Raw genomic sequence first — 10601 nt, 5'->3', positions numbered from 1 at the left:
GAGCGACCAACTCAGACCGTCACCCCGGCTGCCGCCGAGTCCCAACAGCAGGCACCGTATCGGTGCCCACAGCAAGGATGGTGCCCTAGTGACCACCTTTATGGTTGGTGAGTCTGATTTCCTTCTCGACGGTCGGCCCTTCCGGATCCTGTCCGGGGCACTGCACTACTTCCGGGTGCACCCGGACAGCTGGGCCGACCGGATCGAGAAGGCCCGCCTGATGGGACTCAACACCATCGAGACGTACGTGCCGTGGAACGCGCACAGCCCGCGCCCGGGCGCCTTCGACACGTCCGGGATGCTCGATCTCGAGCGCTTCCTGCGGGAGGTGGCCGAGGCCGGCCTGTACGCGATCGTCCGCCCCGGCCCGTACATCTGCGCGGAGTGGGACAACGGCGGGCTCCCGGCCTGGCTCTTCCGGGAGCCGGACATGGGAGTCCGCCGGTACGAACCGCGGTTCATGGCCGCGGTGCAGGAGTATCTGTTCGACGTACTGCGGATCGTCGCTCCGCTGCAGGTGGATCGGGGCGGCCCGGTGCTGCTGGTCCAGGTCGAGAACGAGTACGGCGCGTTCGGGGACGACCAGACCTATCTGAAGTCGGTCGCCGAGATCATCCGGAACGCCGGGATCACGGTGCCACTGGTGACCGTGGACCAACCCGTTGACGCGATGCTTGCGGCCGGCGGGCTGGACGGCGTACTGCGGACCGGGTCGTTCGGGTCACGAGCTCCCGAACGGCTGGCGACGTTGCGGCAGCATCAGCCCACTGGGCCGTTGATGTGCATGGAGTTCTGGGACGGGTGGTTCGACCACTGGGGTGGACCGCACCACACGACCAGCGTGGCCGAAACTGCGGCGGAGTTGGACGCGTTGCTGGCGGCCGGTGCGTCGGTCAACATCTACATGCTCCACGGCGGCACGAACTTCGGGCTGACGAGTGGGGCCAACGACAAGGGCGTCTACCGGCCGACGATCACGTCGTACGACTATGACGCCCCGCTGGACGAGGCGGGGAACCCGACGGAGAAGTTCCACGCCTTCCGGGAGGTGATCTCCCGGTACGCACCCGTCCCCGACGCTGTCCCGGCGTCGGGGCCGCGCGCGCCGGAGACTTCCGCGGCGCTGGGATCGCCGCTCCGGTTGCTGGCTGGTCCTTGGGGTTCGTGGACCGAACATTCGAGGATCCCGACCCTCGACGAGCTGGACGCGCGGCTGGTGCTGTTCCGGACCGAGGTGCCGGGCGAGGATCCGGCGCTGCTGAGTGTGGGCGAGGTGCGGGACCGGGCCTACGTGTTTCTGGATGGCGCGCCGGTCGGGGTGCTCGATCGGGAACGGCACGACCGGGCGCTGATGCTGCCACGGGGTGGGCAGCTCGAGATCGTGGTCGAGGACCAGGGGCGAGTGAACTACGGACGGCGGATCGGTGAGCCGAAGGGTTTGACCGGTCCGGTCCGGCTCGGCTCGGTCGAGCTCACGGACTGGTCGGCGTGTGTGATCGATCTGGACGACGTGCCGCGGTTGTGGGACTCCATGGGTCCGACAACTGATGCTCCCGGTGTTGGACCTACGGCTTGGCGAGCGTCGTTCGAGGTTGACGAGCCGGTGGATCACTTTCTGTCAACCGTTGCCTGGGGCAAAGGGTTTGCCTGGGTGAACGGATTCAACCTCGGGCGGTACTCGCGCCGGGGGCCGCAAGAGACGCTGTACGTGCCGGGTCCGGTGCTGCGGCCGGGGCACAACGAGCTCGTCCTCCTGGAGCTCGAGGTGCTGGTCGACCCGGTCGCGCACTTCGTCGCCGGACCGTCGCTGGGGCCGCTCGAGCTGTAGACGGAACAGGTGGGTCCGGCCTGGCGTAGGTGGAACAGGTGGGTCCGGCGTCGCTGTAGCCGGACCCACCCGGCTCAAGACCCCGCGGCGGCTGCGGTCGGGCTGGCAGCTGGTGTCGGGGCGGCGCCGACTTTGGTGGCGAGGAGGTCGGCGACGGCGTGGACCGCACGGAGGGTCGGGGCCTTGGTGCCGGTGAGGTCGGCGAGCTCGACGACCGCGGCGAGGATGACGTCGAGCTCGAGCGGCTTGTCCTTCTCGAGGTCCTGAAGCATCGAGGTCTTGTGCTCGCCGACCCGTTCGGCACCGTTGATCCGCTTGTCGACCGAGATCTCCGGATGACACCCGACCGCGGCGGCGATCTCCAGCGACTCCTCCATCATCAGCCGGACCATCGCGCGGGTGCCCTGGTGCGTGGCGATCTCCACCATCGTGGCCCGGGCCAGCGCGCTGATCGGGTTGAAGGCGGCGTTGCCGAGCAGCTTGATCCAGATGTCGTTGCGGATGTCCGCCTCGACCGGGCACTTCAGCCCACCGGCGATCATCACCGCACTGAACGCATCGCAGCGCTCCGACCGCCCGCCCACCGGTTCACCGATCGAGAAGCGAGTGCCTTCCAGGTGGCGTACGACGCCAGGCCCCTCGAGCTCCGTCGAGCAGTAGACGACACACCCCACGGCTCGCTCGAGTGACAGCACCTCGGTCACCGAACCGCCCGGGTCGACGGACTCGATCCGGCGCCCCTCGTACGGACCCTTCAACCCATGGAAGTACCACCAGGGAATGCCGTTCTGCGCGGCCACGACCACGGTGCGTTCGTGCAGGAGCGGCGAGATCAACGGGCCGGCGCTCGCGTACGAGTTCGCCTTGAGCCCGAGGAAGACATAGTCGACCGGTCCGACCGCGGTCGGATCGTCGGTTGCCGGCGTGCGGGCGTCGAAATCGCCGCGTGGGCTGAGCACCTTCACACCGTTCGAGCGGATCGCGTCCAGGTGTGCGCCGCGGGCGATCAGATGGACCTCGGTCCCGCCGCGGTGCAGCGCGGCGCCGACGTACGCGCCGATCGCCCCGGCGCCGAGAACAGCAACCTTCATGAATGTACCGCCTTCCAAGCAGGCTTGGTATACGGGATACAGTAGGCGGGAGCCCAAATGCGGTCAAGATCACACTCTGCGGTAAGCGCTCGCCAAAAAAGGTTCGGTGCGAGCGATGAATCGGGACCGGCCCGTCGGTATGTACCGGCATGAGTCACTTGACCGAAGGAGCAGGAGCCATGGGCCGCGTCATCGTCGTCTCGTTCGTCAGCCTCGACGGCATCATCACCGACCCGGACGGATCGGCCGGTACGCCGGGCGGCGGCTGGGCCTGGCGGTTCGGACCGGAACTCGTCGGCGGCGACAAGTTCCGGCTGGGTTCGATCCTCGACACCGGGACCGTCGTACTCGGCCGCTCGACCTGGGAGCTACTCGGACAACGGATGCCGAGCCGGACGGACGATTTCTCGGTGCGGATGACCAAAATCCGCAAGCTGGTCGCCTCTCACTCGCTGACCGATGTGGACGCGTGGGCGAATTCGACCCTGATCGAGGGTGAGGTCGCCGACGCGGTTCGGACCGAGCGCGAGTCCCGCGATGTGGTCGTGGTCGGCAGTCTGAGCGTCGTACGGGCACTGCAGACCTCCGGCCTGGTCGACGAGTACCGCCTGATGACGTTTCCGTCGATCCTCGGCGCGGGCGAGCGGTTGTTCCCAGCCTCGGGTACGCCGGTCCACCTGGAGCTGGTCTCGATGGACCAGGTCGGCCCGACTGTCCTGGCGACGTACCGGAGGTCAGAGGGTCAGGGCTAGTCCGAAGGCCGCGAAGACGGCGTCGTCCTGGAAGACGCGGTTGTGGCTGATGCCGGCCGTGGTGATGGTGAACACGTGCAGAGTGTGCAGCCGATGCACCTCACCATCGCCGCGGTAGACCGCGATCCCGGCCTGGCCGTTCGCCGCGATCGGGAACACCCTCCAGTCCGTGCCCCGCCGTGCGAACACGCCCTCCACGAACGACAGGTGGTCTTCGCGACCGGAGTACCAGTTGTAGAACGGCGGCATCTCGAGCGTGACGTCGGCGGTGAGCAGCTCGGCGAACGCAGCTACGTCCGCCTTCTCGAAGGCGACGATGTACTTGTCGACAATCGCCACGCTGCGGGGATCGTCGGGTTCGAGGACGTCGTCCTCGGCAAGTCCGGTCTCAGCCAGCTTCGCCCGGGCGCGTTGCAGGGCACTGTTGACCGCGGCCGGAGTCAGCTCGAGCTGAGCCGCGATCTCGGCGGCGGACCAGTCCAGCACTTCACGCAGGATCAGGACGGCACGCTGTTTGGCGGGGAGGAACTGGAGTGCTGCGATCAACGCCAGCCGGAGACTGCCGCGCTCACCGACGATCGCTGCCGGGTCAGTGGGGAACGGCTGCAGCCACAGGACTTCCTCACCGCGGACCAGTGGTGCTCGCGGATCCTCACCGCGGGCAACCAGCCCGGACGGCAGTGGGCGACGGCTGCGGCTCTCCAACTCGTTCAGGCAGGTGTTCGTGGCAATCCGGTAGAGCCACGTGCGCAGTGACGCGCGACTCTCGTCATACCGGTCGAAGGCACGCCACGCACGGACGAGCGTCTCCTGGAGCAGATCCTCCGCGTCCTGGATCGATCCGGACATGCGGTAGCAGTGCTGGAGCAACTCCCGGCGGTACGGCGCTGTCCGCGTCTCGAACGTCACGAACCCATTGTGTTGGCAGGATGGGGCAGATGAGCTGGCCGGCGATGGTGTGGATCGGTGGAGCCCCCGGTGCGGGCAAGTCGACGATCGCGCGCGACCTGGCGCGACGGACCGACCTGCCACTGCACCCGATCGACCTGTGGACCTACGACCACGCCGCGCGGATGCCACCAGGGCGGTCCTTGGCCGAGGACTTGGCGGAGGGGCCGGCGTTTGCGGCAGATGCCTTCGCCCGGATCGCGCGGACGCGGTTGGAGCTGGTGACCGCGGATATCCGTGCACGCGGGCTGGGCGACGTACCTGCGCTGGTGGAGGGGCCGCAGCTGTTCCCGTCCATGGCTGATGAGGTGTCTGCGGCGGTGTGGTTGGTGCCGGACGCGGAGCAGACCCGGCGGGCCCGTGAGGAGCGGCTGACCCGGGCGGAGGATCCGGAGGGCCGCGCTCGACTGGAGGCGTTGCTCGCGCGGGACGCCCTACTGGCGGACCTCGTACGGCGTGAGGCGGCGGAGCGCGGGCGGACCGTCATCGAAGTGCCGGCTATTCCGGACTGGGCCGCGATCACCGGGGCTGTCGAGGAAACGCTGGGTACGGCGCCGGGGCTTGCGGCCGGCGGGGAGCTACAACGGCAGCGTCGGTACGAGAACCTGACCGCGTGCCGGCAGGGTCGGCTGTGGCAGGCGGACATCGGGTTGGCCGAGCTGCCGCCGTACCCGTTCGCGTGTGAGTGCGGCCGGTCAGGCTGCACCGCCAGTTGGCCCGCTACGCCGGACCAGTACGACGCGCGGCGTGGCGATGAGTGGTTGATGGTTGGCTGACCGTGCTAGGGTCATCGGCGGTTGCAGTTTTGCAGTTCCACGTTCGTTTCGAAGCGCCCGCGGATTGTAATCCGCTGGGCGTTTTTCTCATATCAGGACCGTTGGTCCGATCTGGGAGGGCTCGTTGCGGCAACCCGGGACCGGCGCCCGCCGGACTCGTAGGCCCCACAGAAGGAGCAGATCATGGCCAGCGGAACAGTGAAGTGGTTCAACGGCGAAAAGGGCTTCGGCTTCATCACCCAGGACGGCGGCGGCGCCGACGTGTTCGTGCACTACTCGGCGATCGCGACGGACGGCTTCCGCTCCCTGGACGAGAACCAGAAGGTCGAGTTCGACGTCGCCCAGGGCCCGAAGGGCCTGCAGGCGGAGAACGTTCGCCCGGTCTGAACCCCACAGACATAACAACAGGCCCGGCCGTTTCGGCCGGGCCTGTTGTCATGTGGTCCAGAGGTACTCGCCGTCGTCCACCTCGTCAGTGCGGGTGAGTCCGGCGGCCGCAGTGACTGCAGCCGAGGCGGCGTGGTCCGGGTGGACGTGGGCGATGATCCGCTCGATGCCCTGGGCACCCAGCCAGGTGACGAGACCCTGTGCGGCCTCTTTCGCGTAGCCGTGGCCCTGCCAGTCCGTGCCGATCACCCAGGCGACTTCCGCCGTACTGTCGGTAACTGTCGCTTGCACGTAGCCGACCAGCTCGTCGTCGTGCTGGATCACCCAGTTGAGCCAGTGCTCTTCAGGCCGGGCCGGACCGGCGAGCTGTCGGCGGTAGCGGGCTTCGAGCGTGTCCACACTCGGCGGTTCGCCACCGGTGAAGGTGTAGAGGTCGGGGTCAGACAGTACGTTCGTCATCTCCCCGGCGTACTCGATCTGCAGCGGCAGCATGCTCAGACGGGCCGTGTGGAAGGGCGTGATCACGGCTCAACCGTAGCGTCGGGCGTCGGTGTGCAGATCGAACTGCGGACTGCGGTGGGCACCGGCGTCGTACGGCGCCACCCGCTCCTCGTAGTGCAGGTGTGAATCGGCAGCGACACCGAGCCGGTCCCCCGTCTCCACGGTCGCCCCCTGGCTGACCACGAGCTCGGACAGGCCGCCGTACAGGTGCCAGATCGCGTTCGACTCGACCATGACCCGATCGGACTCGATCTGGACCACCACACCGGCCAGAGTCGCTCTGATCGGCGTACCGGGTTCGGTGCGGTAGTCGCGACCGGAATGACCCGCTATTTCGAACTCACGGACCACCTCTGGGTTGTGCACCGGCGCTGCCATGTTCAGATGCTGGGGCGGCACCTTCAGACAGCCTTAAAGCCGCGCCGGGACGGCCGGATAGGGCGCCCCGGCCTTCCGGGCCTTCAGTGCGGCGGGCAAGCATCAGCTGAGCGCGCGCCTCGCCGAGTTGGTCGCCTAGCCCGCTACGAATGTTCAAGACCTCGTGGAGGACTTCACCACCACCTGCGGCGGAGTACAGCTCCAGTGCGTCGGCCAGGCCCGCGCGGTCGCGGCGCTTCCGGCAGAGTGCGGCGGCCTCCTCCGCTGTCGCGGCGGCCTCGGTCTGGTTGCCGGCGTGCAGGGTGACCCACCCCAGGGCGACCAGTGCGCCAGAGAGCCCCAGTACGGGGCCATAGGCAACGGCTTGGCGTGCCAGTGCGGCCAGCTCGGCCGCCAGGTCCTCGGTGCCGTCGCCCAGCACCTTCTCCAGTACGGCGAGGGTCTCGGGGACTGTGAACGCCAGAGCGGTGGCGTCGATCTCCAGCACCTGACCACGGCCGCGGAGCCGGTCGATGCCGAACGGCATGGGACTGCGGGACGCCACGACCAGGTGCAGGCTCGGTGGCGCCGTGCGTACCAGGCCTTCGATCAGTGTGGTGGCGGGTGCTGCGGGGTCGAGCTCGTGCAGGTCGTCGAGGACGAGGATCAGGTCGTCGTCGAGGTTGTCGGCTAATGCGTCGGCCAGAAGGGCGGCGTACGCGAGGGCTCGGGTCTGCTGCTCGGCGTCGGCGTCCGGACCGCGCGGGCTCTGGAGTTCGGCGGGGACGGTCTCGAGCGCGGGGACCTGGCGGCGCAGGGCTGTGACCAGTGCGGACACCATGGCGGCCAGCGAGCCGTCCTCGGCTCGCATGGTGTGCCACGCGCATGGCTTGTCGGTGGCCCACGAACTGAGCAGCGTGGACTTGCCGAAGCCGGCGTCCGCCACGACCGTCAGCAGCCGCCGCTGCACTCCCTCGTCCAGCAACGCCCCCAGCCGAGGCCGCCCCACCGTCCCCGTCACGGATTCCACCGGCCCGCACCCCCTCCCCAGATCCCCGAACAGGACGGCACCCCCGACAGGCCGATCGCAACCGTGCTGGCGCTGATCTCCCGGTTGATCCTGCAAATCTCCCGGCTGACCTGGGGTAACCGCCCGGATGTGGCGGGACTGCGTACCTAAGGACAGGAGGTAGTGGGTCTTCGGCGGGGTGTTCACGCGGGAGCGTGCGGGATGAGGGCGACCACCTCCTGTTCTTAGGTACGCCAGGATCCGGGTTGCTGGATTGGCAACAGCATGTGGGGGTTGGTCGCGGGTGGGCTCAGACTGGCGGCATGGTGGAGATTGAGATCGAGTGGGCGGAAGAGGCTGGGCGGCTCCGGGCATCGGCGGAGGGTGAGGCGGACTGGAACAGGACGGTTGCCACCAGCCTGGTCCGGGATGCCGATCAGGTGGCTGTCGACGTGGGCTGCGGTGGCGGTGGGATGGCCAAGGCGTTGGCGGACGCACTGCCGGCCGGAGCGACGGTTGTCGCGATCGACGCGGATCCCGATGTACTGGAGCAGGCGAGGCAGCACACCGGCGGGGCGGTTCGGTGTGAGTTGGCTTCGATGGACGACGGGGCGGAGCCGTTGCGCAAGGCAATCGACGCGCCGGCGGACCTCATCTGGGCGTCGGCCTCGGTGCACCACGCCGGCGACCAGCAGGCTGCCGTTGACGCGCTGGCGTCGCTGTTGGCACCGGGTGGGCGGTTGGCGTTGGCCGAGGGTGGTCTGCCGGCGCGGAGTCTGCCGTGGGATCTCGGGGTCGGCGAGCCGGGGCTGGAGCTGCGGCTGGACCTTGCCCAGGATCAGTGGTTCAAGGTGATGCGCGAATCGCTGCCGGGGTCTGTGCCCATGCCTTACGGGTGGACCGACGCTCTCACCCGGGCCGGGTTGACCGACGTGACCACGCGGAGCATCCTCACCGAAACCGCGCCTCCGCTCTCGGCGGAGCGCCTGGAGCACCTCGTCTCCGGGTTCCGCTTCAGGGTCGAGCGCCTCACTGGCACTTCGTCCGAGACGGGCCACGGACACGGGCATGGGCATGGGCATGATGTTCCGGCGGACGCCGACTGGTTGAGCGCTGACGACCTGGCCGCTTGGCAGCAGCTCCTGGACCCTGACGGGCCGCACTACCTCGGCCGCCGTACCGATCTCGCCGTACTGTCCGTCCGCAGCATCCACCTCGGTCACGCACCCCGCTGAACACGGTCGGCAGCACGCCGTACACACCCCGTCGTACGGCGTGCTGAGATGAGCGCCACGCCGAGCTTAGGACCGGCGGTCGCCCTGGTGTCGGCGGGTCGCCGTAAGGTGGGTGCCCATGAACGACCGGCTGGTGTGGATCGACTGCGAGATGACCGGCCTCGACCTGGCGGCGGACGCCTTGATCGAGGTAGCGGTTCTGGTCACCGACTATGAGCTCAACGTGCTCGGCGAAGGGATCGACCTGGTGATCGCGCCGCCACCGGGCGCCCTGGAGCAGATGGGTGACTTCGTCCGCGACATGCACACCGGATCCGGCCTGCTCGCCGAGCTCGAGCACGGCATCGCGCTCGCCGACGCTGAGCAGCAGGTGCTCGAGTTCATCTCCGGGTACGTGAAGGAGCCGCGCAAGGCCGCCCTCGCCGGGAACTCGGTCGGCACCGACCGGACCTTCCTGGTCCGCGACATGCCGCGGGTCGAGGCGCACCTGCACTACCGCAACGTCGACGTCAGCTCGATCAAGGAGCTCGTCCGGCGCTGGTACCCGCGCGTCTACTACGCGACCCCGGCCAAGACCGGCAACCACCGCGCCCTGGCCGACATCAGGGAGAGCATCGAAGAACTCCGCTACTACCGCCAAACCGTCTTCGTCCCCCAGCCCGGCCCCGACTCCGACACCGCCCGAGCCGCCGCCACCCTCATCGCCACCCCAAACACCCCTGAACCAGCCCCGTAGAGGGCCGATTTCTGGTCCTACCCCTACCCCTCCCAACGCCCCAACCAGGTTCTGCTGGGGCGCATGGGAGGGCCGATTTCTGGTCCTGGGGGTTCGTCGCTATGATTGCTCAGCCGTCGCAGTCGGGGCGGCAATGGTGGGTGTAGCTCAGCTGGTAGAGCACCTGGTTGTGGTCCAGGTGGTCGCGGGTTCGAGTCCCGTCACTCACCCCAAGGCGAAGGCGACCTGCGTCCGCGGAAACGCGAACCGGGTCGCCTTCGCCATTTTGTGCGACCGCGATCTCCGTCCGGCTGGCAGGATGTGCGGGTGAAGTCTTCCGGGAGCTTGTGGTTCGGGTACGGCGTAGTGCTGGCCGTCACGTTCGTGGTGGGGTCTCTGGCGTTCGCCGTCTGGGTGTTGTCGAAAGTCTTCTGAGTCGGGTGTGATCTGACGGGGCGGTCGATGCGTCTCTTGAGGCAGAGGCATCGACCGAAAGGCTGCGATGAGATCGACTGAAGACTTCGAGGAGTTTGCGCGGGCGCGGATACCGCAGCTCTACCGGACCGCGTGGCTGCTGACGGGTGATCGGCATCACGCCGAAGATCTGGTCCAGGAGACGCTGGCGAACCTGCTGCGGACCTGGCACCGGATCGACACCCCGACGGCGTACGCGCGGACCGCGCTGGTGCGGACGTTCGTCTCGCAGCGCCGGCGTAAGAGCTGGTCCGAGCGGCCGACGGCGGATCTGCCGGAGCGGGCCGAACGGGCCGGCGACCCCGAGTTGCGGCTGGCGCTGCAGAGCGCCCTGGCCGAGTTGGCGCCGCTGGATCGTGCCGTGCTGGTGCTGCGGTTCTTCGAAGATCGCAGCGTCGAGCAGGTCGCGCTCGATCTCGGCAAGAACGCCAGCGCGATCACCACCCGCACCGCCCGAGCCCTCGACCGCCTCCGTGCGGTCCTCGGCGACGGCGCCGCCCAGCTGATCGTGCACTGAACCCGAGGAGC

General features: G+C 68.3%; 12 protein-coding genes and 1 tRNA gene. 8 read left to right on the top strand and 5 right to left on the bottom strand.

The genetic code is table 11. From position 1 onward, the window contains the following. Window positions 1-88 precede the first annotated feature (88 nt). On the top strand, window positions 89-1828 hold the full coding sequence (locus ACZ3HV_RS42455; RefSeq protein ID WP_465693425.1) for a glycoside hydrolase family 35 protein: 1740 nt from the start codon (window positions 89-91) through the stop codon (window positions 1826-1828). A gap of 74 nt (window positions 1829-1902) precedes the next feature. Here ACZ3HV_RS42455 and ACZ3HV_RS42450 read toward each other — a convergent pair whose 3' ends face one another. Beyond that, entirely contained in the window at window positions 1903-2919 is a 1017-nt protein-coding gene (locus ACZ3HV_RS42450; RefSeq protein ID WP_465693424.1) for a 2-dehydropantoate 2-reductase, read from the bottom strand. A 179-nt stretch (window positions 2920-3098) separates the two neighbouring features. Between ACZ3HV_RS42450 and ACZ3HV_RS42445 the strand changes: the two genes are divergently transcribed. Further along, entirely contained in the window at window positions 3099-3671 is a 573-nt protein-coding gene (locus tag ACZ3HV_RS42445) for a dihydrofolate reductase family protein (protein ID WP_465693422.1), read from the top strand. On the opposite strand, the gene ACZ3HV_RS42440 is transcribed toward ACZ3HV_RS42445, so the two are convergent. Then, on the bottom strand, window positions 3654-4580 hold the full coding sequence (locus tag ACZ3HV_RS42440; protein WP_465693421.1) for a sigma-70 family RNA polymerase sigma factor: 927 nt from the start codon (window positions 4578-4580) through the stop codon (window positions 3654-3656). The two genes, ACZ3HV_RS42445 and ACZ3HV_RS42440, sit on opposite strands and share 18 nt — an antisense overlap. A gap of 29 nt (window positions 4581-4609) precedes the next feature. On the opposite strand from ACZ3HV_RS42440, the gene ACZ3HV_RS42435 reads away from it, so the two are divergent. Together ACZ3HV_RS42435 and ACZ3HV_RS42430 are read left to right on the top strand one after the other, a co-directional pair. Further along, window positions 4610-5395, top strand: a complete 786-nt coding sequence (locus ACZ3HV_RS42435; RefSeq protein WP_465693419.1) for a hypothetical protein — start codon at window positions 4610-4612, stop codon at window positions 5393-5395. 183 nt (window positions 5396-5578) lie between these two features. Beyond that, window positions 5579-5782, top strand: a complete 204-nt coding sequence (locus tag ACZ3HV_RS42430) for a cold-shock protein (protein ID WP_132152442.1) — start codon at window positions 5579-5581, stop codon at window positions 5780-5782. Window positions 5783-5830: 48 nt separating this feature from the next. Here the strand turns inward: ACZ3HV_RS42430 and ACZ3HV_RS42425 are convergent, their stop codons facing one another. The 3 genes from ACZ3HV_RS42425 to ACZ3HV_RS42415 are packed head-to-tail and all read right to left on the bottom strand — an operon-like array spanning window position 5831 to window position 7670. Next, window positions 5831-6307: a GNAT family N-acetyltransferase gene (locus ACZ3HV_RS42425; RefSeq protein ID WP_465693417.1), complete on the bottom strand. Its 477-nt coding sequence runs from the start codon at window positions 6305-6307 to the stop codon at window positions 5831-5833. Between the two features lie 3 nt (window positions 6308-6310). Further along, complete coding sequence (locus tag ACZ3HV_RS42420; protein WP_465693415.1) at window positions 6311-6661, bottom strand: M23 family metallopeptidase; 351 nt, start codon at window positions 6659-6661, stop codon at window positions 6311-6313. Beyond that, window positions 6624-7670: an AAA family ATPase gene (locus tag ACZ3HV_RS42415; RefSeq protein ID WP_465693414.1), complete on the bottom strand. Its 1047-nt coding sequence runs from the start codon at window positions 7668-7670 to the stop codon at window positions 6624-6626. Before ACZ3HV_RS42415 ends, ACZ3HV_RS42420 begins: the two co-directional genes overlap by 38 nt. Window positions 7671-7972: 302 nt before the next feature. Here ACZ3HV_RS42415 and ACZ3HV_RS42410 point away from each other — a divergent pair, with 302 nt between their 5' ends. The 4 genes from ACZ3HV_RS42410 (at window position 7973) to ACZ3HV_RS42395 (ending at window position 10590) form a co-directional block, all read left to right on the top strand. After that, window positions 7973-8884: a class I SAM-dependent methyltransferase gene (locus ACZ3HV_RS42410; protein ID WP_465693412.1), complete on the top strand. Its 912-nt coding sequence runs from the start codon at window positions 7973-7975 to the stop codon at window positions 8882-8884. Between the two features lie 118 nt (window positions 8885-9002). Next, window positions 9003-9620: an oligoribonuclease gene (orn, locus tag ACZ3HV_RS42405; RefSeq protein WP_465693410.1), complete on the top strand. Its 618-nt coding sequence runs from the start codon at window positions 9003-9005 to the stop codon at window positions 9618-9620. Window positions 9621-9756: 136 nt separating this feature from the next. Next, window positions 9757-9832: transfer RNA gene (locus tag ACZ3HV_RS42400), tRNA-His, on the top strand. A 269-nt stretch (window positions 9833-10101) separates the two neighbouring features. Continuing rightward, window positions 10102-10590, top strand: a complete 489-nt coding sequence (locus ACZ3HV_RS42395; RefSeq protein WP_465693408.1) for a SigE family RNA polymerase sigma factor — start codon at window positions 10102-10104, stop codon at window positions 10588-10590. Window positions 10591-10601 lie beyond the last annotated feature (11 nt).

Source organism: Kribbella sp. NPDC020701 (assembly GCF_055562215.1).
This window is presented reverse-complemented; position numbering and strand designations above follow the sequence as displayed.